Annotated in this window: 13 protein-coding genes and 1 pseudogene; 9 read left to right on the plus strand and 5 right to left on the minus strand. The window is 63.8% G+C overall.

All coding sequences use genetic code 11. The features are described from left to right. The first annotated feature begins 40 nt into the window (after positions 1–40). Entirely contained in the window at positions 41–136 is a 96-nt protein-coding gene (locus tag BMYO_RS05170; protein ID WP_233428165.1) for a hypothetical protein, read from the plus strand. 275 nt (positions 137–411) lie between these two features. On the opposite strand, the gene BMYO_RS05175 is transcribed toward BMYO_RS05170, so the two are convergent. Both BMYO_RS05175 and BMYO_RS05180 read right to left on the minus strand, forming a co-directional pair. Beyond that, positions 412–1,308 (minus strand): carbohydrate kinase family protein, encoded by an 897-nt coding sequence (locus BMYO_RS05175; protein WP_094667457.1) that lies wholly within the window; start codon positions 1,306–1,308, stop codon positions 412–414. A gap of 96 nt (positions 1,309–1,404) precedes the next feature. Beyond that, a complete protein-coding gene (locus BMYO_RS05180) occupies positions 1,405–2,619 on the minus strand; it encodes an ROK family transcriptional regulator (protein ID WP_094667499.1) in 1,215 nt (404 codons plus the stop codon). Between the two features lie 725 nt (positions 2,620–3,344). On the opposite strand from BMYO_RS05180, the gene BMYO_RS05185 reads away from it, so the two are divergent. From BMYO_RS05185 to BMYO_RS05205, 5 genes are all read left to right on the plus strand, one after another. Beyond that, the gene (locus tag BMYO_RS05185) at positions 3,345–4,667 is read left to right on the plus strand and encodes an ABC transporter substrate-binding protein (protein ID WP_094667458.1); all 1,323 of its coding nucleotides are present in this window, start codon (positions 3,345–3,347) and stop codon (positions 4,665–4,667) included. Between the two features lie 164 nt (positions 4,668–4,831). Next, the gene (locus BMYO_RS05190) at positions 4,832–5,803 is read left to right on the plus strand and encodes a carbohydrate ABC transporter permease (protein WP_094667459.1); all 972 of its coding nucleotides are present in this window, start codon (positions 4,832–4,834) and stop codon (positions 5,801–5,803) included. Continuing rightward, positions 5,800–6,759 carry a carbohydrate ABC transporter permease gene (locus BMYO_RS05195; protein WP_094667460.1) on the plus strand — a complete coding sequence of 320 codons (960 nt, stop codon included), beginning with the start codon at positions 5,800–5,802 and terminating at the stop codon, positions 6,757–6,759. The genes BMYO_RS05190 and BMYO_RS05195 overlap by 4 nt, the downstream gene beginning before the upstream one ends. A gap of 299 nt (positions 6,760–7,058) precedes the next feature. After that, entirely contained in the window at positions 7,059–9,311 is a 2,253-nt protein-coding gene (gnpA, locus tag BMYO_RS05200) for a 1,3-beta-galactosyl-N-acetylhexosamine phosphorylase (protein WP_094667461.1), read from the plus strand. Positions 9,312–9,578: 267 nt separating this feature from the next. After that, positions 9,579–10,511, plus strand: a complete 933-nt coding sequence (locus BMYO_RS05205) for an ROK family protein (RefSeq protein WP_094667462.1) — start codon at positions 9,579–9,581, stop codon at positions 10,509–10,511. A 134-nt stretch (positions 10,512–10,645) separates the two neighbouring features. Here the strand turns inward: BMYO_RS05205 and BMYO_RS05210 are convergent, their stop codons facing one another. From BMYO_RS05210 to BMYO_RS05220, 3 genes are all read right to left on the minus strand, one after another. Further along, the gene (locus tag BMYO_RS05210) at positions 10,646–11,773 is read right to left on the minus strand and encodes an ROK family transcriptional regulator (protein WP_169834057.1); all 1,128 of its coding nucleotides are present in this window, start codon (positions 11,771–11,773) and stop codon (positions 10,646–10,648) included. Positions 11,774–12,096: 323 nt separating this feature from the next. After that, on the minus strand, positions 12,097–12,618 hold the full coding sequence (locus BMYO_RS05215) for an NUDIX hydrolase (RefSeq protein ID WP_094667463.1): 522 nt from the start codon (positions 12,616–12,618) through the stop codon (positions 12,097–12,099). A gap of 314 nt (positions 12,619–12,932) precedes the next feature. Next, on the minus strand, positions 12,933–14,522 hold the full coding sequence (locus BMYO_RS05220) for an aminopeptidase P family protein (protein WP_094667464.1): 1,590 nt from the start codon (positions 14,520–14,522) through the stop codon (positions 12,933–12,935). 173 nt (positions 14,523–14,695) lie between these two features. Between BMYO_RS05220 and BMYO_RS05225 the strand changes: the two genes are divergently transcribed. The 3 genes and pseudogenes from BMYO_RS05225 to BMYO_RS05235 all read left to right on the plus strand — a co-directional run bounded on the left by BMYO_RS05225 (position 14,696) and on the right by BMYO_RS05235 (position 22,289). Next, a complete protein-coding gene (locus tag BMYO_RS05225; RefSeq protein ID WP_233428162.1) occupies positions 14,696–16,129 on the plus strand; it encodes a TrkH family potassium uptake protein in 1,434 nt (477 codons plus the stop codon). Positions 16,130–16,555: 426 nt separating this feature from the next. Further along, a pseudogene (locus BMYO_RS05230) lies at positions 16,556–18,175 on the plus strand (bifunctional folylpolyglutamate synthase/dihydrofolate synthase); the annotation flags it as partial. A 334-nt stretch (positions 18,176–18,509) separates the two neighbouring features. Continuing rightward, the gene (locus BMYO_RS05235) at positions 18,510–22,289 is read left to right on the plus strand and encodes an AAA family ATPase (protein WP_094667467.1); all 3,780 of its coding nucleotides are present in this window, start codon (positions 18,510–18,512) and stop codon (positions 22,287–22,289) included. The last annotated feature ends 288 nt before the right edge of the window (positions 22,290–22,577 follow it).

Consider the following 22,577-nt stretch of genomic DNA (forward strand, 5'->3'; position numbering starts at 1 on the left):
ACTCGAGGCGTTCAACAACAGGATCAAGGTCACCATCCGCATGGCCTACGGCTTCCACCACGTGGACAACCTCATCGCCCTGATCATGCTCCGATGCGGCGGCCTCGACATCCGACTACCAAAGCCCACAACCTAACCCACGAAAACAGCACAAGCCTCCTTTTTCTTACTGCAATGAGGCAATGAATGTTGGATGGATTATCGCTCGATCAGTGTTGATCAGCATTTAATTATGAAGGTGTTCCATACGAAGCGATCCGCGTGGAACGGTCCGTGCCCGGAGCATGGCTCACGCCGGGATTGCCGTAAACGGTGAAGAGACCGGAGCGTCATTGCCCCGGTGTGAGCCAGCCCCAGAACGGGAGGAAAGGAAGGGGCGTGCGGTCTGGCGACCACACGGAGGGGGAGCGACTACTTGCCAGCTTCGGCGAGGTAGTCGGGCATCTCGGCCGGGTACTCCGGCCAGGCGCCGGCCTGGGTGCACACGAAGGCGGCGGTGTTGACGGCCTTGCGGTGCGCGTCGGCAAGCGAGTCGCCCAGCAGCGTGCGGGCGGTGAAGGTGCCGGAGAAGGAGTCGCCGGCACCCACGGTGTCCACGACCTCGACGTGCGGGGTGTCCAGTGTGGAGGACTCGCCCTTGCGGGAGATGATGGTGGAGTAGGCGGAACCGGCGGTCAGGATCACGTAGTCGAGGTTGAACTCGTCCAGGAACCAGCGGGAGGCGTCCTCGCCGGAGGTGCCGCGGATGTCGAACATGTCGCGCAGCAGGAGCAGCTCCTCGTCATTGATCTTGAAGACGGTGGCGTAGCCGAGCAGCTCCTCGATGAGTTCCTTGGAGTAGTGGTCGCCGCGCAGGTTGATGTCGAAGAACTTCATCGCGCCCGGCTTGGTGTGCTTGAGCAGCTCGGTGATGGTGGCGTGCGTTTCGGGGGAGCGCAGGGCCAGAGTGCCGTAGCACACGGCGTCGGCCTTGGAGACCACGTCGATGAGCTGACGGGTGTACAGGATGTGATCCCAGGCCACGCCCTTGACGATGGTGTACTCCGGGATGCCGTTCTTCAGGGACACCTCGACGGTGGAGGTCGGCCAGGCGTTGCGCTGGATGACGGTGTTGATACCGGCTTCGTCGGCCTTGGCGACCAGTTCGTCGCCGAGCTCATCCTCGCCGACCGCGCTGATGGCCCAGCCCTCGGCACCGTTCTTCATCGCGTGGTAGGCGAAGTTGACGGGTGCGCCGCCGGCGCGCTTGCCTCCCGGTAGCATATCCCACAGCAGTTCGCCGAGGCTCAGGACGATCGGGTTAGACATGGTTGGTTCCTTTCCTTGTTTGGTTGTTGTTGTTCTTCCGAAGGGAAAACTGGGGAAATTTTGGTTGTTGCGGCGATGACCGCGCGGTTCCGTGGACTACGAGACGTCGAAGAACATCGACGGGCGTTCCAGGAATTGGGTGACCGCCACGGCCGCGGCGCCGGAGACCGCCGCATCCGCGGACAGTGTGGACAGCGTGATGGAGGTCGTGTCGTTGATTTCGGGGATGGATCGTTCGTCCACCGTGCGACGCACCTCGTCGAGCAGCAGCGGGCCGGCTTCGGCCACGATGTCGCCGATGATGATGTTGCGGGGATTGAATCCGTTGAAGATGGTGAGGCATCCGTAGCCCACGTAGCGGCCGATCCGGCGCACCGTGTCGCGTGCGCGTTCGTCGCCTTCGCGGGCCTTGACGAACAGGGCTCGCGCGGCATCGGCGTGGGTCATGTCCGCGGCGCCCCGGACCACGTCGCCGTCATCGATGAGCATGTCGTGGATGGCGGGGGTGGAGCAGTAGCGTTCGAGGCAGCCCACGTTGCCGCAGTCGCACGGGCGCCCGTTGACGTCGATGGAGATGTGTCCGATTTCGGTGGCCGCGCCGAGGAATCCGTTGATGAGACGGCCGTTCTCGATGACGCCCAGTCCCACGCCTTCGCCGATGAGGTAGTAGGCGAGATTCTCCTCGGTGTGCACCGCCGGATCGAACAGGTAGTGGGCCAGTGCGCCGGACCGGGCGTCCTGCTCGATGAACACGGGCACGCGGAAGGCGGAGGAGAACTCGTCGATGAAGTTGATCTTGCGCCATCCCTGCATGCCGGAGACCACGGCGGTGCGGCCCTCGTTGCGCAGATAGGGGCCGGGGACGGCCATGCCGACGGCGACGATGGACGGGTCGTCGGCCAGCAGCTCGGACACGCGCCGGTGGATGATGGCGACGGTGTCGTCGATGGTGTCGTCGTAGACGGTGGGCAGATTCTCAAGGCCGAGCGCATTGCCGCATAGGTCGAACACGCCGATCTGGACCAGGGAGCGCGCGAACTTGATGCCGATGATGTGGAAGCGGGTGGTGTCGAGTTTAAGGCCGATGGAACGGCGGTTCTTGGAACCCTCGATATCGCCGGTCTCCTCGATGACGCCGGCCTCGATGAGGCGGGCGGTGATCTTGGTGATGGCGGCGGGGGTGAGGTCCAGCGCCTTGGCGATCTGGGCCCTGGAGCTGATGCCGTTGTGGTACAGGTGCTGAAGGATGCGGGAACGGTTCGATTCGGAGACGCTGGCTCGGGATGCGACTGGTGTGGCGTCGTTTGCCATGGTCATGTCACTGCCCTCCTTGCCGTGCGTCGTCGCGAGTGGTTCGCACTCATCATTGAATCTAAACTTGGTTAAGATATTAACGCGGTTAACGAATTAACGCAATCAAGGAATCGGTCCGGCGTGTCGCGCGCGGGGGTATGAGGGGGGGGGGTGACGGCGTGCATGGGCCGTATTTCATATTCGTTGATATCCATTGACTCGCTGTACGGGATGTACCTTGCGTGTCGGCGGGTGTGGGTGTCGTGATGGTCCATCGACTCGCTGTGTGGGGGGTGTGTACCCCCTCGCGCGACTTGCTGCGCAGGGGAGTGTGGGCGCCGTCTCGAGGCCGGCCGCCGTGCGAAACCTCGGTCCGTTGTGCGCGGGGGCATGTGGTTGGCGCAGGGGCCTAAAAGGCCGGACTGCGGGCATGCAAGGTGTGTCGGCGGAGTGCCGCGGGCCGGCGAAAGCCGCGTTTGGTCGTCGGCGCGTCGTTGGTGGCATCGGGCCATTGATACAGCGGTGCACCATATGTTTCGCTTGTATTACCGTTAGATGTTAAGAATGTTGACAAATAAGTCAATTTCGCAGATTTAAGCGAAATGTCACCGTTTACACGGAAAATTTGGCACGAGGACACGCGGTTAATGCAAAGTTAGTTGACATTAACGATTGCTCGCCGTAACCTAAACGTAGTTGCCGTGCAGAAAGGCAACGAACCAAGCTCAAAGAGGAGTAGGAACATGGTAGTCAATAAGCGACTGATGGCCGGTCTGGCCGCGGTGGCCGCTCTGTCTATGGGACTCGCCGGTTGCGGTTCCACGAACAATGACACGGCTGGCACGGACACATCCTCCGACAACGGCGGTGTGGTGAACATCACCTACATGCACCGTCTGCCGGATTCCGAGGGCATGACCCTGGTCAAGGACATCGTGGCCAAGTGGAACAAGGAGCACCCGAACATTCAGGTCACTGCGACCAAGTTCGACGGCAAGGCCTCCGAAATGATCAAGAAGCTTGAGACGGACGTCAAGTCCGGCGAGGCCCCGGATCTCGCCCAGGTCGGTTACGCCGAGCTGCCCGAGGTCTACACCAAGGGCATGCTGCAGGACGTCACCCAGTACGCCGACCAGTACAAGGACCACTACGCCGCCGGTCCGTACAGCCTGGCTCAGGTGGGTGGCAAGACCTACGGCCTGCCGCAGGACACCGGCCCGTTGGTCTACTTCTACAACAAGGCCGAGTTCGATAAGCTCGGCATCACCGAGGTCCCGCAGACGGAGGCCGACTTCATCGAAGCCGCCAAGAAGGCCGCCGCGGCTGGCAAGTACATCATGTCCTACCAGCCCGATGAGGCCGGCAACATGCTTTCCGGTCTGGCCGGCGCCTCCGGCGGTTGGTACCAGGTCAAGAACGACGCCTGGGTCGTCAACACCGAGACCGATGGCTCCAAGGCCGTGGCCGACTTCTACCAGCAGCTGCTCGACGCCAAGGCCGTGACCACCAACCCGCGTTGGGATCCGTCCTTCGACGCTTCCATCAAGAATGGCCAGCTGATCGGCACCGTGGCCGCCGCTTGGGAGGCCCCGCTGTTCATCACCTCCTCCGGTGGCACCGGCGCCGGTGAATGGCAGGTCGCCCAGCTTGGCGACTGGTTCGGCAACGCCGGCAAGTCCGGCCCCGACGGTGGCTCCGCCGTGGCCGTGCTGAAGAGCTCGAAGCATCCGAAGGAAGCCATGGAGTTCCTCGACTGGTTCAACACCCAGGTGCCTGACCTCGTCTCCCAGGGTCTGGTTCCGGCCGCCACCACCGAGGACGCCAAGACCCCGTCCGATTGGTCCGACTTCTTCAGCAAGCAGGACATCATGAAGGAGTTCAAGGACGCCAACGCCAACATGGGCGAGCTCACCTACATGCCTGGCTTCTCCGCCGTCGTGGCCAAGATGAACGAGACCGCAGCCAAGGCCTCCGATGGCTCCGGCAAGGTCGCGGACGTCTTCTCCGAGGCGCAGACCACATCCGTGGATACGCTCAAGAACCTCAACCTGTCCGTCGCCAACTAACGATTAGGACCCCGGTCCCTGGCCGGGGAAACGGCTGATCGTTTCCATTACCGAAAGGCCGGAGTGCAGTGCTCCGGCCTTTCTTTATGCAGGACGGCCCATCCGGATCGGGGCCGTCCATCCATCCGCTATTCTGTTCTGTTCTTCCGAAAGACAGGTCTGTTATGACTGCAACAACGCAATCGGCGAAGACGGGGGTCGCCAAGCGTGCCGCAAAGCCGAAGCGGTCGGATGCCGCCAAGCGTGAGAACCGCACCGGCTGGGCCTTCATGGCACCTTTCGGCATCCTGTTCGCCCTGGTCTTCATCCTGCCCATCATCTGGGCCATCTATTCCAGCTTCTTCCGCCAAGTGACTGTCGGCGGCGGCGCCTACGGCGGCGGCGAGCTGGTCAACAAGTTCGTCGGCCTCCAGAACTTCCAGTACGTGGTCACATCCGCCAACTTCTGGGCCGGTGTCGGCAGGGTCGTGCTTTACACCTTGGTTCAGGTGCCGGTCATGATCATCGGCGCGCTGGTTCTGGCCATGCTCATCGACTCCTACATCGTCAAGCACATCACCGCATTCCGACTGGGCTACTTCCTGCCGTACGCCATCCCCGGCGTGGTGGCATCCATCATCTGGGTCTTCCTGTACAACGGCCAGATTTCGCCGCTGGTCAAGATGCTCGCGGCGATCGGCATCAAGGTTGACTTCTTCGCCGACAATATCGTGCTGGGTTCCATGGCCAACATCACCACCTGGACGTTCACCGGCTACAACATGCTCATCTTCCTGGCCGCGTTGCAGGCCATCCCGCATGATTTGTACGAGGCCGCCCGCATCGACGGCGCCAACGGCTTCCAGATCGCCATAAGGATCAAGCTGCCGAACGTGCGCGCCGCCGCCCTGCTTGCCATGCTGCTGTCCATCGTCGGCACCATCCAGCTGTTCAACGAGCCTCAGGTCATGGCCATCTCCGACCCGAGCATCTCCAAGTCGTACACGCCTATGATGATGGCCCTCAACACCTCGCAGGGCACGTTGACGCCGGGTGGCGACGGACCCGCCTCCGCGGTGGCCATCGTCATGGCGCTGATCGCAGGCGTGCTCGCCGTGGTGTACACGTTGGTTGAAAGGAAGGTGAATGCGGAATGAGCGCCGTAGAAGCAACCGATAAGGAAGCACGCGCCGCAGCGCGCGCCCGCAAGAAGGCCGACAAGATCCGCGACAAGCACGCCAACGACCTGCCTCGTTCGATGCAGCCGTCCGCGCTGGTCAAGACAGTCACGATCGTCGTGCTCGTGCTGGCCCTGATCTACTTCCTGTTCCCGATCTACTGGGCCATCATCGCCTCGACCAAGACGCCGAGCCAGATGACCAGCGGCAACGGCCTGTGGTTCGCCGTGGGGCTGGCTGACCTGCCGGGCGCCATCGCCAAGAACTACTCGACGCTGCTGGGCTGGACCCGTGGCCAGTTCTGGCGCTGGGTGTTGAACTCGCTGATCTACTCGGGCGTCTCCGCCCTGATCGGCACCCTCGTGGCCGTCATGGCCGGTTACGCCACCGCGAAGTTCAACTTCCGCGGCAAGAACATCGCCATCGGCGTGATCATGGGCTGCATGCTCATGCCCGCCGCGCTGCTGACCATCCCGCAGTACTCCATCTTCCACGCCGTGCACCTGACCAACACGATGCTCGCGATCATCATCCCGTGCTGCGTCTCGCCGTTCGGCTTCTTCCTGGGCCGCGTCTACGCGCAGACCTCTGTGCCCAATGAGCTGCTTGAGGCGGCCCGTATCGACGGTGCGAGCGAGGCGAGGATCTTCTTCACCATCGTGCTGAGGATTCTGGCCCCCGCCATGGTCACGATCTTCCTGTTCCTGTTCGTGGCTACGTGGAACAACTTCCTGCTGCCGTTGATGATGGTGTCCTCCGACACGTTGAAGCCCGTCACGCTCGGCCTGTATGGCATGGTCTCGCTGGCCACGTTCACCGACCGTGGCGCCCTGATGATGGGTGCCCTGCTCGGCGTCCTGCCCGTGATCATCCTGTTCCTCGGCCTCCAGCGCTACTGGCAGGCCGGTCTGGCCGCCGGTGCGGTCAAGGGCTGAGACGTTAAGCGGACAGTCCGGTGGACTGTCCGTAGGCTCAGCCTGAGCGAGCCGGTAGGCGAGCGAAGGTCGGATTGAGTCCGGCCGGAGGCCGGTCCGTTCTTGCAGGGGCCGGAGGCGAGCCGCATCAAGGAAGCTCGGTGGGGCTTCCGGCTGCTCTCAGCCTGAGCAAGCCAATAACCGGCGAAGCGCGCACCGAAAAGGCCCGTAATCGCGGATGAACGGTCCTGATATGTCATCGTGGCTCCCGGCAACAGGGAGCCACAAATTTCCGAAGCTGTACAAAGGAGAACACCTACATGACCACCACTGGACGTTTCACGCTTCCAAGCGAGGAGAACTTCGCCGAGAAGACCAAAGAGTTGGCCGCGCTGTGGGGTGCCGACGCCATTCGCAACTCGGACGGCACGCACCTTGATGAGGCGGTGCTCGCCCTTGGCAAGAAGATCTACAGCGCCTACTTCCCGACTCGTGCGCACAACGAGTGGATCACGCTGCACATGGACGAGACACCGCAGGTGTACCTCCTCACCCAGCGTGTGCTGGCGGAGTCCGACACGGTATCCATCGACCTGATGGCCACGTTCTACGAGGAGCAGCTGACACCGAACTACGACGCCGATCCGGCCCGGTACTGGGAGGTCATCGACCGCACCACCGGCGCGATCGTGGACCCGGCGAACTGGACGGTGGACGCCGCCTCGCACTCCGTCACGGTCACCGGTGCGACGCCGATGCACGAATACACGGTCTCGTTCCTTGCCTACATCATCTGGGATCCGGTGGAGATGTACAACCATTTGACCAACGACTGGGGCGACAAGGAACACGAGATCCCGTTCGACATCTACCATCCGGCCACCCGCAAGTTCGTGTTCGACACGTTCGAGCAGTGGCTCAAGGACAACCCCACCACTGATGTGGTGCGCTTCACGACGTTCTTCTACCAGTTCACCCTGCTGTTCGACCAGAAGCACCGCGAGAAGATCGTGGACTGGTTCGGCTGCTCGTGCACGGTCTCGCCGGCCGCTCTCGATGACTTCGAGAAGGAATACGGCTACCGTCTGCGCCCCGAGGACTTCGTGGACGGCGGGTGCTACAACTCCGCATGGCGCGTGCCGCGCAAGGCGCAGCGTGACTGGATCGACTTCCTTTCGGGCTTCGTGCGCCGCAACGTCAAGCAGCTTGCGGACATGTCCCACGCCGCCGGCAAGGAGGCGATGATGTTCCTCGGCGACCAGTGGATCGGCACCGAGCCCTACAAGGACGGCTTCGGTGATCTGGGTCTGGACGCGGTGGTCGGCTCGATTGGCGACGGCACCACCACCCGCATGATCGCGGACATCAAGGGCGTCAAATACACCGAGGGACGCTTCCTGCCGTACTTCTTCCCGGACACCTTCTACGAGGGCAACGACCCGAGCATCGAGGCGTGGGACAACTGGCGCAAGGCCCGCCGTGCCATCCTGCGCAGCCCGATCGCCCGCATGGGCTACGGTGGCTACCTGTCGCTGGCGGCCAAGTTCCCCAAGTTCGTGGACGCCGTGACGCATATCGCCGACGAGTTCCGCGACATTCATGAACGCACCGGGGGAGTGGCCGCCGAGGGTGAGCTCAACGTGGCGATCCTCAACTCCTGGGGCAGGATGCGCTCCTGGATGGCCTACACGGTGGCACACGCCCTGCCCAACAAGCAGACCTACTCGTATTACGGCATTCTCGAGGCGCTGTCCGGCATGCGCGTGAATGTGCGGTTCATCAGCTTCGACGACGTGCTTGAACACGGCGTGGACCCGGATGTGGACGTGGTCATCACCGGAGGCCCTGTGGACACCGCCTATTCGGGCGGCGACGTGTGGGCCAAGGACCCGCGTCTGGCCGAGACGCTGCGTGCGTGGGTGCGCGGCGGCGGCGCCCTCGTGGGTGTCGGCGAGCCAAGCTCCCAGTGGTTCCAGGGACGGTTCTTCCAGCTCGCCGACGTGCTCGGCGTGGACGAGGAGCGTTTCCAGACGCTGTCGGTGGACAAGTACTTCCCGCCGGTCACGCCGGACCACTTCATCACCGAGGACGTGCCTGTGGACGCTGCGGCCCGTGAGGCCTGGGAGCAGTCCGGCTACCGCATCCCGCTATCCGGCTGCGGCGGCGGCCAGGGCAAGGCACCGCTCGGCGGCATCGACTTCGGCGAGCCGATCGCGAACACGTTCCCGATCAACGAGGACGTCACGTTGCTGCGCGCCGACGGCGGTCAGGTGCAGCTCGCGGTCAACGAGTACGGCAAGGGTCGCGGCGTGTACGTGTCCGGTCTGCCGTATTCCGCGGCCAACGCGAGGCTCCTCGAACGCATCCTGTTCTACGCCTCCCACAACGAGGACCGTTACGCGGCCTTCAGCTCCAGCAACCCGGAGTGCGAGGTCGCCCACTTCCCCGAGCAGGGCCTGTACTGCGTGGTCAACAACACCGACCAGCCGCAGCATACGACCGTGACGGTGGAGGGAGGCTCCACCGAGGACTTCGATCTGGAGCCCAGCGGCATCGCATGGCGTGAACTGTGATTATGAGGGATTCGCGCGCATTCCCTGATGCGTACGAATCCTGAGGATCGCATTCGCGTGTCACTTATATACGTCCGGCCCGCGGTCACTACTCCTCTCCGCGGGCCGGCCTCATATGCGGGCCGGTTCTTTTTCGGTTCCGGCTCGCAAAGGAGTGGATCAGGGATTCGTATCGTCCGTATCAATGGTGATCCGTGCCACCGGAGGCCGGATGGCGGGCGGGACGGGATGCTGACGAGAGAGTCAGAGGAAAGGCGAGGAGGCGCTATGACAGGCATCGTGACTGAACCAGTGGGGGAGAGCGGGCGGTACCGCGTCGGCGTGGACGTCGGCGGCACCAAAATCGAGGCGGTCCTCGTGGATGGCGGCACGGCGATCAGGGCATCGCACCGAGTGCCGGCCCGACGCGGTGGCGACAACGTCGTCGAGGATGTGGTCGGTCTGGTACGCACCGTCGCGGGGGAGTCCGTCGACCGGCTCGCCGGTGTGGGCATCGGCACACCCGGGCAGGTGGATTCGACGGCGGGGACAGTGTCCCATGTGGTCAACCTCGACATCGATACGCTTGCATTGGGGCCCGAAGTGAGCGCGCGTCTGGGCGGTGTTCCCGTCCGTGTGGAGAACGACGTCAACGCGGCGGCGCTGGGTGCGGCCCAGCTGGTTCCCGGCGCCAAGGGGACGGGCGCCGTCGTGATGGTGAATTTCGGTACCGGGCTTGCGGCCGGCATCATCGTGGATGGTGTGCTGCAACACGGTTTCAGCGGCGCCGCCGGCGAAATCGGGCACATTCCGCTCGATCCCAACCGATTCGACTGCCCGTGCGGCCAACGCGGATGTCTGGAAACCGTCTGCTCGGGTGCCTCCGTGCAACGTCTGTGGCCCGTGGACGGCCCTGCCATGCCCGACCTCATCGCACAGGCGCACGCAGGCCGGGCCGATGCGGTGCGTGTGCTCGGCATCGTGTCGCACGCGATGGGCGATGCATTGCAGATTGTGGCGCAGACGGTCGATCCCCGCGTGATCATCATCGGCGGCGGCATGGCGAAGACCGGCGAACCGCTCATCGAGGTGATGAGCGAGGAGCTGTACCGTCGCGAAAGGGAATGCCCGTTCCTCCAGGGATTGCATGTGGCGGACCGTCTGCGTCTGGCCCCCATGGACCAGCCCATCGGCGCGCTCGGCGCCGCCTTAGTGATCTGACGCTTTAGTGATTTGACCTGTTATCGCTTTGGCGTGATGACGGCATCTGTCTGACGATGTCGTCATCACGCCAAAGCTTTGTTCACGGGCGCCGGGAGGGAATCACTGTAGACGGCGTATTTCCTATTGGTACATCATCCATTGATATAGCTGTGGATGACCGAAATCGCTCCGCCGCGCAACGTGAGGTTGCCGCCCACCTGACAGCGACGGATGACGGTGCGTACGTGGAACGTCGATCCGGTGACCGCGTCGAACCGCTGCTGGGCGGCCTCGAGGAACGTGTTGTTGATGATGTCCGGCGGGCCGGCCACGCACACGTCCGCGATATCCAGCAACCCGACCGGCATCGCCATCGCGGAGGCGAACAGGGAACCTGCCCCGCGGATGACGTTCGCGCGTCCGCGCGCGTCCTGATGGCGCATCCGCTCGCGCAACGCGTTGACGGAGATCATCGTCTCCAGGCATCCGCGCTTGCCGCACGGGCATTCCGGACCGTCGAGGTCGATGGAGATGTGCCCTATCTCGCCGGCGGCGTGGTGGTCGCCGACAATGGGCGTGTCATGGATGAGCGTGGCCGTGCCGACGCCTTGGCCGAACGTGGTGAAGATGAAGTCGTGTCCCGCCTGACCGAAGAACCGTTCGGTCAGCATCGCCGCGATGGCGTCGTTGACGATGACCACGGGAACGTTGAATTGGCGTTCGATCAGGGCGCCGAGGTTCACGTCATGCCAGCCGAGCATCGTGGACTCCGTCACCATGCCGCCCTGCACCACGCCGGCAACGACGATGCCTATGCCGAGCACGTCGTTGACGTCCAAATCGGTGCGCAGCTGATCCACCAGCTGGACGATGGCGTCGGCTTCGACATGGTTGTCCGGTCCCAGTGCGATTTCCATGCACTCCTGCGGTACGCCGAGCAAATCGGTGACCGCGCCCTGAATGAGCTGGCTTTGGGACAGGTCGATGCTGATGATCTTGAGCCGCGAGGTGTCGATGCCGAGCAGTGCGCCCCGCTTGCCTTTGCCGGTGGGATTGGCCGCGTAGCCGATCTCGCTCACCAACCCCTCGTCGAGCATGTCGGAGACCACGTCGGAGACGGCGACACGGGAAAGACCGGTGAGACGGCCCAAATCGGCGCGCGAACGATGTTGCGAAGGGAAGAGCAACTTGAAAATCAACGATCGATTGGTCCGCCTGATATCCGAGGGGCTGGCCTTGGCCGCTCCGGCCGTGGTCGTCTTGTCAAAACTGGACATCATCCCCATCTCTTTTCGGCATCATTGCAGGCGGGCAGCCGCATCGTCCGTCATCGTTGACCTCTTTTTATCAACGTTGTTTTCATTATAGACGATAAGCTGGAGATTGTAAGGGGAAATCGCTAGGAAAATAGCGGTTTTTCGATAATGTAATCAATGTTTACAATCGGCGTTGTCAACTATTGATCGAATGATACGGATTCGTATGCATCGATGTTGCTTCGTTGCGCGAGGCCAGACAAAGCCAGAGTGAGCCCGTATACCGGTGTCGTGTGACACGAGCCGGTATACGGGCTCACTTCTGTTGGAACGCCCCGATTCGATGATCAGTACTGCACGCCGTCGAACTGGAACAGGGCGTGGGCGTCGCCGCGCCGCTTGTTCTCGAGATACCGGCGGAACAGCGCCAGCCGTTCGACGGTGCTCGCAGCAAGCGGTTCGGGCAGCGCATTCGTGTCGAACCATCCGACGTTGAGACTTTCCTCGTCGCCGACGAACGGTTCGCTGTTGCCGCCCGGCTTCAGCGCGCACAGGAACGAATGATCCATGTACATGGTGTTGTCGCCGTTGGCGTAGGTGATGACCTTGTCCGAGGAGGTGACGGCCACCAGATCGGTGACGATGGCGTCCACGCCCGTCTCCTCCTTGATTTCGCGCACCACCGTGTCGGCGGGCTGCTCGCCCGGCTCGTTGATGCCGTAGACCATGGCCCATTCGCCGGTGTCCGAACGGCGGCCGAGCAGGATACGACCCTGCTCGTCGAGCACGCAGCCCGTCACGCCGTTGAGCCACAGGAGATCATGGCCGATTTTCTTGCGTAGTTCAAGTACGAATTCGGGTGTTGGCATGGTTACTCCTTGTTCGGCCATGATCCTTCGCGACTGCCTGCGCAGTCGCTCACTTCGCCTACGTACAGTCCGCTGGACTGTACGTGTGACGGCTCAGCTTGGCCGATTTTCTTGCGTAGTTCAAGTACGAATTCGGGTGTTGGCATGGTTACTCCTTGTTCGGCCATGATCCTTCGCGACTGCCTGCGCAGTCGCTCACTTCGCCTACGTACAGTCCGCTGGACTGTACGTGTGACGGCTCAGCTTGGCCGATCTTTTCTCGTAGTTTGAGTACTAATTCGGGTGTTGGTATTGTTCACTCGTTGTTCGGCCAGTCACTTGGCGGCGCGGTCGGCCATCCAGGCCTCGACATCCGGAATCTGCTTCGGGATGCCGGCGGAGATCCATTCGGGGCCATGCTCGGTCATGAGCACGTCGTCCTCGATACGGATGCCGATGCCGCGGTATTCCGGCGGCAGCAACAGGTCGTTCTCGGCGAAGTACAGTCCGGGCTCGATGGTGAAGACCATGCCGGGCGTAATCTTCGCTCCCTGATACGACTCGTACCGGGCCTGCGCGCAATCGTGCACGTCGAGACCGAGGTGATGCGCCACGCCGCAGGCGAGCCAACGACGGTGCTGCTGGCCTTCGGGGGAGAGCGACTCCTCCACGCCCACCGGCAGCAGGCCCCACTCGTGCAGGCGCTCGGCGATCACGCGCATGCAGGCATGATGGATATCGGAGTAGGTGGCACCCGGCTTTGCGGCCTCGAAGCCGGCCTGCTGGGAGTCCAGCACGGCCTGGTACAGGCGCTTCTGCAAGTCGGTGAACTTGCCGCCAACCGGGAAGGTGCGGGTGATGTCCGCCGTGTACAGGCTGTCCACCTCCACGCCGGCGTCGATGAGCAGCATGTCGCCCTTGCGCACCACGCCGGTGTTGCGCATCCAGTGCAGGATCGGGGCATGCGCGCCGGAGGCGATGATTGTGTCGTAGCCCAGTCCGTTGCCTTCCTCGCGGGCGTTGGAGTTGAACGCGCCCTCGAGCATGCGCTCGGAACGAGGCTTGTCCATCACTTCGGGAAGACGGGTGAGAATACGGTCGAAGCCGTCCTTGGTGGCGGCCACCGCCTTGCGGATCTCGTTGATTTCATACGAATCCTTGACCATGCGTGCTTCCGAGGCGAACTCGTGCAGCTTGTCGTCGTTCGCGGAGTTCCTGTCCGGGTCGGTGGCGCCGTTCGCCTCGCGGATGGACTCGACCAGCGAGGTGATCTGCGGGTCGGTCTCGCGCATCACACGCACGCGAACGGCACCCGCCTCGGAGCCCACGTCCTTGCTCAGTGCGTCCGCCAGCTGGGCGATGTCATGTGTCTCGATGCCGGTCATGGCGGTCATCTCCTTGAGACCGGCGCGCGGGCCCACCCAGTATTCGCCGTAGTGCGGGTTCAGGAAGAAGTCGCTGGTGGAGTTGTCGGCGCGCGGGGCCACGAACAGCTCCGGCGTATGGGTCTGGCCGGCCTTGGCCTCGGGCGAATCCGGGTCCACCGGGTTGAGCACCAGCACGGCACCCGCCTCGTAGTCCATGCCCAGACCGGTGTAGTACGCGAAAGCGGAATCCGGGCGGAACATGTAATCGCAATCGTTGTTGCGCACCTTCGGCTGGCCGGCCGGAATCACCAGACGCTCGCCGGGGAAGGCCTTGCCGAGCGCCGCGAGACGTGCCGGCGTGAACTTGGAGGATTCCAGCGGTTCGATGGCCGGCTCGTTGTTCGCCCAACCGGTCTTCATGAACTCCTTGAACGCCTCCGAACGGGGACGCAGCGAACGGTTGTTCACGCGGTCGCTCATGGCCTGGTCGCTGCCTGGTGCCTGCGAGCGCTCCTCGGCCTCGTACTCCTTGTCCTTCGCCGTGATGACTTCACCCATCAATGCTCCTTCATAGTGCTGATGCCGTCTGGCCGATGCTGTCTGGCTGATGCCGCCGAGCCGGAAACGGAACGGATTGTTACCGCTCTCATAGTAGTCCGTAAGCGGTCCGTCGGCCGCCGGGCGCGGGACGGGTTTGGGCGACGGCAATGGCGGTGATTAGGATAGGCGGCGTGGGGGCAATACGAAACGGGCGTACATCGCCGAAACCATACAGATTACGCAAGCCGCTCATATCGCCGAAATCGCAATCGGGGGCGCAACTGCCGTGGGCGGAACGGCTGCTCGGCCATCCCGGGCTGCTCACCATCGCGTACTTCCTGTCGCTGACCGTGATCATCGCCCTGCTGCTGCTCATCCCGGCGGCCTCGCGCGAACCGGGGTCCACCTCGCCGATAGTCGCGCTGTTCACCGCGTTGTCGGCCCTATCCACCTGCGGCATACCGGTGGAGAACACGGCCACGCATTGGACGGTGTTCGGTCAGGCGATCATCCTCGTGGGCGTTCAGCTCGGCGGTCTGGGCGTGATGACGTTCGCGGCGCTCATCACGCTGTTCATGAACCGGCGCATGAACATCTCCCAACAGCTGCTGACCGCGCGGGAGGTGGGCGTCACCAAGCTCGGCGAGGTCAAGGGCGTGCTGGCAATGGTGTTCGCCACGACCTTCCTCATGGAGGCGATCACGTTCGTCGCCCTGTATCCCGGACTGCTGCGGCTCAACGGGCACCATTGGGGCATCGCCGCATGGGAGGCGTTGTTCTACGCGGTGTCCTCGTTCAACAACACCGGGTTCACGCCCGACGCCTCGGGACTGTACGTCAACAACTGGTCCGTGGGACTGCCGGTCATGGTCAGTGCGTTCCTCGGCACGCTGGGGTTCCCGGTGCTGCATGAGATGAGCCGGACGATCACCCGTCGCCTGTCGCCGCGGCGATGGAGCCTGCACACCAAGCTCACCCTGTCCGCCACGTTCGTCCTGGTGGCCGTCTCGCTGATCTGGTTCCTCGCGGATGAGTGGAACAATCCTGCGCTGTTCGCCAACGCGGACGCCTCGACGCGCCTTCGGGGAGCGTTGTCGTCGGCGGTGATGCCGCGTTCCTCGGGATTCGATCTGTCCTGGGTGCCGTGGGTGAGCGACGAGACGAAGCTGTACATGAGCGTGTCGATGTTCATCGGGGGCGGCAGCTCGTCGACCGCAGGCGGCATCCATGTGACCACATTCGCCGTGCTGGTGCTCACGATGCTCGCCACCTTCCAGGGCCGCGACGAGGTGACCGCCTTCCGCAAACGCATTCCGGGGCGCATCGTGCGCTCCGCCATCAGCATGACGATGGCCTGCGCAATCGTGGTGTTCGTCGCCTCGATGGCGTTGATGCAGGTGACCGGCCGTTCGCTCACCGACGCCCTGTTCGAGACGTGTTCGGCGTTCAGCCTCGGCGGATACACGGTAGGCGTCGCCGATGAGGACAACCCGGCGACCATGGTCATCCTCGGCGCCGTGATGTTCTTCGGACGCATCGGCCCGATGACCATCGTCTACGCCATCAACAAGCCGCGCGGCAGCGTCGTCATCCATTATCCGGACGAACCCGTCTCCGTGGGGTAGCGCTCTGCGGACGGTTTCCTTTGTGGGTGCCTGTGTGTGGTGGTTGTCGTGGGGCGGTTGTCGTGAGGCGGTTGTCTTGGGACGGCCTCTGCGGGATGCTTTTTGAAGTGGCCTCTGAGGGATGGGGAATGCAACCGGACAGGGAGTGTGCGGAGGCGGGAGTATGCCGTCGAATCGGGTGCGATGACACGATTATGCCGTCCGATGGGACGCGGCCGACACGAGGATGCGTCGGGTGCTGGCGGCAGGTTCCCGTTGGAAGGGAGCCCTGCGCTTCTGCGGGCCGCGAATGCCGTGGTTTCGCCCTGCGCGGCATCGGCGGGGCGGAACCGGGCGGCGCGGCACCCCGATGGCTAGACTAGTGGAAGTTTGAGTCGAAGCGTAGGGCCGCGGACGACACCGCCGGCCACGGAGGGAGATAAGCGCATGTCATTCGAGCATCCGAACAGGAACAACGAGACGATTCGCGATGTCGAACTGGATATCATGAGCCGTCCGCCTGAGCACAACACCACCAATCTCGATCTGGACCGCATGAACCTCATGCTCGACCTGCTGGGGCATCCCGAACAATCGTTCCGTGTAATCCACATCACCGGCACCAACGGCAAGGGCTCCACCGCCCGCATGGCCGAGGCGATCTGCCGCGCCTACGGGTTGCGCACCGGCCTGTACACCTCGCCGCATCTCGAAAAGGTCAACGAGCGCATCTGCATCGACGGCCAGCAACTGTCGGACGACGATTTCATCGACATCTGGGACCAGACGAAGGACCTCGTGGCCCTCGTCGATGCCAAGATGGCCGAGCAGGGCAAGCCCAAGATGAGCTTCTTCGAGGTGCTCACCGCCATGGCCATCTGGAAGTTCGCGGACGCCCCGGTGGACGTGGCCATCGTGGAGGTCGGCATGGGCGGCCGGTGGGACGCCACCAACGTGCTGGACGCCGACGCCGCCATCATCGGTCCGGTGGATATGGATCACATGCAGTGGCTGGGCGACACGGTCGAGCAGATCGCCGGTGAGAAGGTCGGCATCATCAAGCCCGGCTGCACCGCCATCATCGGCCCGCAGCCGCACGAGGAGGCCGTGATGCCGATCATCGAGGAGTCCGCGGTCCGCAACCACGCCACGCTGGTGCGCGACGGCTACGAGATGAGCGTGACGGACCGCATGCCCGCCGTGGGCGGTCAGGTGGCGACGCTCAACACCCCGGGCGGCACGTACGAGGGCGTGCCGATCGCCAAGTTCGGCGAGCATCAGGCGCATAACGCGCTCGCCGCGCTCGCCGCCGCCGAAGTGGTCCTGCCGATCAACGGTCCGTTGGACGGCGATTTGGTGGCCGAGGCGCTGAGCTCGGTCAGGATTCCCGGCCGCATCGAGCAGATCCGCACCTCGCCCACCATCATCCTGGACGGCGGCCACAACGTGAACGCCGCCGAGGCCTTGCGCAGGGCCATCGAGGAGAACTACGACTTCAAGCAGCTCGTCGGCGTGGTGGCCATGATGAAGGACAAGCAGGTCGAGGAGTATCTGGGCGTGCTCGAGCCGATCCTGAGCTCCGTGGTGGTCACCGAGAATTCGTGGCGCGACCGTGTGATGCCGGCCGATGACCTCGAGAAGATCGCCGTCGAGGTGTTCGGTCGCGAGCGTGTGGTCAAGGAACCGAACCTGCCGGACGCCATCCAGACCGCCGTCAACATGGTGGACGCGGAGGACGAGCTCGGCGTGGGCTACGGTCACGGTGTGCTCATCTGCGGCAGCTTCGTGACCGCAGGCGACGCGCGTGCCATGCTCGAGGAGCATGCCAGCCCCACGATGCGGCAGGCCATGGCCATCCATCAGCCCTCCGTCGAGCCGGATGACGACGGGGGTATCGGTGGAGAGCATGCCGACGACGAGCCGGACGACGCTGATACGCTCGACGATCAGATCGGGCCCGATGATTTCGATGTATTCGACGTGCTCGGCTTGGGCCATCAGCATGGTATGGACGCCGGGGACGATACGGATGCCGCTGGCGATTCGACCGATTCGACCGATGCTGCCGAGCTGTCCGGTGAGTCCGGTGAGGCCGACGCGGCCGGCGAAACGAACACGACCGGTGCTACCAACACGAATGGGGCACATGGCACGGACAATCGCGCCGAGTCGTCGGACGGCACCGCCGCGAACGAAGCGGCGTGATTCCATGTGCAACGGGAACGGAATCGTCGGCTTGCCCTTGTCGCCGGACTCGCCCGGCGTACGCGGCATGATCGCAACCGGGCGTACATCCGGAATCGCTGCCGTACGCCCGGCCACCGGCATACGTGTTGGCAGGCTCACCGGTATGCTCACCGGCACGCTCGGCCCACTCGGATAGCGGAAACGGTCTGACGTCATGTATCTCAAGGAACTCACCCTCAGAGGCTTCAAATCCTTCGCCTCCGCCACCACGTTGCGCTTCGAGCCCGGCATCACCGCGGTCGTGGGACCCAACGGGTCGGGCAAGTCGAACATCGTCGACGCCCTGACCTGGGTGATGGGTGAGCAGGGTGCCAGAAACCTGCGCGGCACGTCGATGGAGGACGTGATCTTCGCCGGCACATCCTCCCGTCCGCCCCTTGGGCGTGCGCAGGTGAGCCTGACCATCGACAACAGCGACCACGCCTTGGATATCGATTACACCGAAGTCACCATCTCGCGCACGATCTTCCGTAACGGCGGGTCCGAATACGCCATCAACGGGTCGGCATGCCGTCTGCTTGACATCCAGGAGCTGCTTTCGGACACCGGACTCGGCCAGCAGATGCATGTGATCGTGGGGCAGGGGCGTCTTGACGCGATTCTCAGGGCCGACCCGTCGGGACACCGCGCCTTCATCGAGGAGGCCGCCGGCATCCTGAAGCATCGCAAGCGCAAGGAACGTGCGTTGCGCAAACTCGCGAACACGGAAGCGAACCTGAACAGGCTGGACGACCTCCTGCGCGAGATTCACCGCCAGCTCGGCCCGCTCGGCAGACAGGCGCGCATCTCCCGCCGGGCCGATGCGATCCAGGTCTCCGTCCGTGACGCCCAGGCTCGCCTGTACGCCGACGATGCCCGGCAATCGATGGAACGCCGTACGACGGTTCGTCGGGAACTCGCCGAGGTTCGCGCGCAACTGTCCGCCGCGCAGCGGGAACTGGCGCAGGTCAAGGTGCGTATCGAGCAGGTGGAGGCGATGAGCTCGGCCTCAAGCCCGGCCATCGCCCAGGCCAACCAGCGGTGGCATGATTTCTCCCAGATCCGTGAACGACTGCATTCGTTGTCTCAGCTTGCGCAGGAGCGCGAACGGTCGCTTGCCGGTCAGATGGTGACGAATTTCGGGGAGGATCCGGAACTGCTGGTCTCGCGCGCCGAAGAGCTGGAAGCACAGGCCGAACGTCAGGACAGGTCCGTCGCTGATGCGCGTCTCGCCTTCGACAAGGCCACCGAGGAGCGCGCCGGTCATGAGAAGCAGCTCGCCGCCGTACGCCAGACGCTCACCGAACTGCGCCGGACCGCGCAGGAACGCGACCAGCGGATCGCCCGGCTCCGCGAGCTCATCGCGCGCGAGGAATCGGCGGTCCAGCTGGCCGAAAGCCGCATTGCCGACCATGCCGCGCAGCGCGGGGGTTTGGAACGACAGCTCGCCGACGCCAGAGCACAGCTCGAAACGCTGCAATCGGAAACCGATTCACCCGACGACGACGGGGGAGCGGCGTTGGATGCCGCCCGCGTCCGCCTCGCCGAATGTCGTGACACGCTCAACGGGCTCACCGAACGCCAGCGGGAGACACAGTCGCGCATCATCTCCCTCAAAGCCAAGGCCGACGCCCTTAACGACACGTTGGACAACCGCAACGCCACCGGTTCGTTGGAACGGGACGCCGGCGTCGCCGCGCTCGGCAGGCTGACCGATTTCATCCGCGTGGCCGACGGTTGGGAGGAAGCCGTGGCTCACGCGCTGGGCCAGTTCGCCGGCGCGATTGTGGTGCCTGAGGCGGGCAACATGCTGCACGCGCTGCAACGGGCCCGCGAGGACCGGCTCGGCAGGGCCGTGGTGCTGACGTCTCGCCCGGTGCCCTATCCCGCGTCCCATCCCACGCCCCATGCTGTTGCGCAGGAGGCGCTTCGGCCTTCCGTTCGAGGGGATGGACGCCGGGGCGACGAGCACGATGCCGTCCGGAATGATTCACTATCTGATGACGGGAATCAGTCGGTCCCACCCTCACCCTCAACGGTGGGGGATACGCCGGCCTTGGCATCGGCGGCTTCGCTGATCGGACCGAACGAGGATGCGTCGGACTTGGCGCAGGCCGAAGCCATTGTCGCGGCGGTGCGTCTGCTGCTGGCCGATACGGTTGCGGCGGAAACCGCCGAGGAGGCACAGGATGCCGTCGCTTCCGGCAGGGCTTCCCGCGCCGTGACCCGGGATGGGGAGATGTTCTGCAGGGGCGTGGCCGCCGTCGGCGGAGCCTCCGCCGCCCAGTCGGACCTGTCGCTGGCCGCCCGCCGGGACAAGGCTCTGACACAGGTCAAAGGGCTAGCCTCGCAACTGACCGAGCTGGATTCGCAGGTGACCGATGCGATGTCCGCATGTGATGAAGCCGCGCGTGTGGTGGACCGGGAATCGGCCAAACGCACGGAAGCCCGGCTGACGGCCCAGCAGACGGCGAAATCACTGGAAGCCGCCACGCAGCGGGTCTCTTCGATCGCACGCCAGATCGAGCAGCTGGATGGGCGTATCGCCTCCGTGAAGGAGGAGGGCGACGCGCATCGGCTCAAACTCGACGATCTGACCCGCTCCCTCGACGCGACGCATGGCGGCGAGAACGCCGATGCCGGTTTCGACGAACTGGATGGGCGCGAGCATACGCTGGAACGGGAATTGGGCGAGGCGCGCGACCGTGAGGTCACGGCGAAGATCGCATGGAACGAGGCGAACCGCAAGGCCGAATCGTTGCATCGTCAGGCCGGACTCCTGCGTGACAACGCCAAGGAGGCAGGCGAGAGACGGGCGCGCATCGAAGCGCTCAATGCGCGGCGTCGCGCCGAAATCGATCGGCTGCGACAGGTACGCGACGATGCCCAGGCGGTGGCGGATATGGTGGGGCGTTCGCTGGCGGCGGTGGAGTCGGAACGCGACCGGTTGCAGGCCGAGGCATCCGGGCATGACGAGGAACTCAGGGCCTTGCGCGCCCGGCGTGACGCCATCGATCCGCAGGTCACCGATCTGACCGGCCGTGAGCATGCGCTGGATGTCAACCGCGAACGATTGGCCACGGAGGCCGGTCAGCTCACCCAGAAGGTGTCCGACGAGTTGGGACTGGGCCTCGATGAGCTGGTTCGCGATTATGGTCCGGATCAGCCGGTGCCCGTGCTGGACGAGAACGGCGAGCCCATGCCTCTGGATGAGGACGGGTCCGCCGCCGAAACCACTGCCGATGGCGCTCCCTCGGCCGGCGTATCAGCGCAGGCTCCCACGCCGCGCATACGGACCGTGCCCTATGACCGCACGGAGCAGAAGAAGCGACTGGAAAAGGCCAAACGTGATCTGGCGGCGCTCGGCAAGGTCAATCCGCTGGCCACCGAGGAGTTCGACGCGCTTGAGGAGCGCAACCGCTACCTCAACGACCAACGCAACGACGTGGCTCAATCGCGCGATGATCTGATGACCCTCATCAAAGACCTCGATTCCACGATGGTTGAGGTGTTCCGGTCCGCCTTCGAGGACACGGCGGCGGCGTTCGAGCAGGTGTTCGCCACGTTGTTCCCCGGCGGCACAGGGCGGCTGCGGCTTGAGAACCCGGACGATCTGCTCACCACCGGCGTACTGGTGGAGGCCAGCCCGGCCGGCAAGCGGGTCAAGCAGCTGAGCCTGCTGTCCGGCGGCGAACGCTCGCTGACCGCCCTGGCGCTGCTGTTCGCGATCTTCACCGCACGTCCGAGCCCGTTCTACGTGATGGACGAGGTCGAGGCGGCACTGGACGACGTGAACCTCACCCGGCTCATCAACGCGCTCAATGAGCTGCGCGAGCACGCCCAGCTCATCATCATCACCCACCAGCAGCGCACGATGGCCATCGCCGACGCCCTCTATGGCGTGACGATGCGGGCCGATGGCGTCACTGCGGTGATCAGCCAGAAAATGAAGTAGTGACTGGGTTGGCTTGGCGCTTTGCGACGGATTGAGATCAGTTGTTCGGCGCCTTCTTCGGTCAGCTTCTCGGCTCCCCTCAGTCAGCTTCGCTGACAGCTCCCCTCAGGGAGGGGAGCCAGTGAATGAACAGGATCATTCGACCGAGATTACCGGACAGCTTCCCTCGGTGAGAAGAGCCGGGTGTAGGAATCAGTCGATTGATTTGTATGATGGGGTGGCTCCCCTCGGGGAGGGGAGCCAGAGGTGGAATTCAGTCAATTGATTTGTATGGACAGCTTCCTCCAG

The organism is Bifidobacterium myosotis (genome assembly GCF_002259745.1).
Taxonomy (GTDB): Bacteria; Actinomycetota; Actinomycetes; order Actinomycetales; family Bifidobacteriaceae; genus Bifidobacterium; species Bifidobacterium myosotis.

Excerpts from the sequence above, each read along its gene's own strand:
- BMYO_RS05215 (WP_094667463.1), bottom strand. The coding sequence starts at position 12,618 with ATGCCAACACCCGAATTCGTACTTGAACTACGCAAGAAAATCGGCCAT.
- BMYO_RS05185 (WP_094667458.1), top strand. The coding sequence starts at position 3,345 with ATGGTAGTCAATAAGCGACTGATGGCCGGTCTGGCCGCGGTGGCCGCT.
- BMYO_RS05205 (WP_094667462.1), top strand. The coding sequence starts at position 9,579 with ATGACAGGCATCGTGACTGAACCAGTGGGGGAGAGCGGGCGGTACCGC.
- BMYO_RS05170 (WP_233428165.1), top strand. The coding sequence starts at position 41 with ATGGCCTACGGCTTCCACCACGTGGACAACCTCATCGCCCTGATCATG.
- gnpA (WP_094667461.1), top strand. The coding sequence starts at position 7,059 with ATGACCACCACTGGACGTTTCACGCTTCCAAGCGAGGAGAACTTCGCC.
- BMYO_RS05190 (WP_094667459.1), top strand. The coding sequence starts at position 4,832 with ATGACTGCAACAACGCAATCGGCGAAGACGGGGGTCGCCAAGCGTGCC.
- BMYO_RS05195 (WP_094667460.1), top strand. The coding sequence starts at position 5,800 with ATGAGCGCCGTAGAAGCAACCGATAAGGAAGCACGCGCCGCAGCGCGC.
- BMYO_RS05175 (WP_094667457.1), bottom strand. The coding sequence starts at position 1,308 with ATGTCTAACCCGATCGTCCTGAGCCTCGGCGAACTGCTGTGGGATATG.
- BMYO_RS05180 (WP_094667499.1), bottom strand. The coding sequence starts at position 2,619 with ATGGCAAACGACGCCACACCAGTCGCATCCCGAGCCAGCGTCTCCGAA.
- BMYO_RS05210 (WP_169834057.1), bottom strand. The coding sequence starts at position 11,773 with ATGATGTCCAGTTTTGACAAGACGACCACGGCCGGAGCGGCCAAGGCC.
- BMYO_RS05235 (WP_094667467.1), top strand. The coding sequence starts at position 18,510 with ATGTATCTCAAGGAACTCACCCTCAGAGGCTTCAAATCCTTCGCCTCC.
- BMYO_RS05220 (WP_094667464.1), bottom strand. The coding sequence starts at position 14,522 with ATGGGTGAAGTCATCACGGCGAAGGACAAGGAGTACGAGGCCGAGGAG.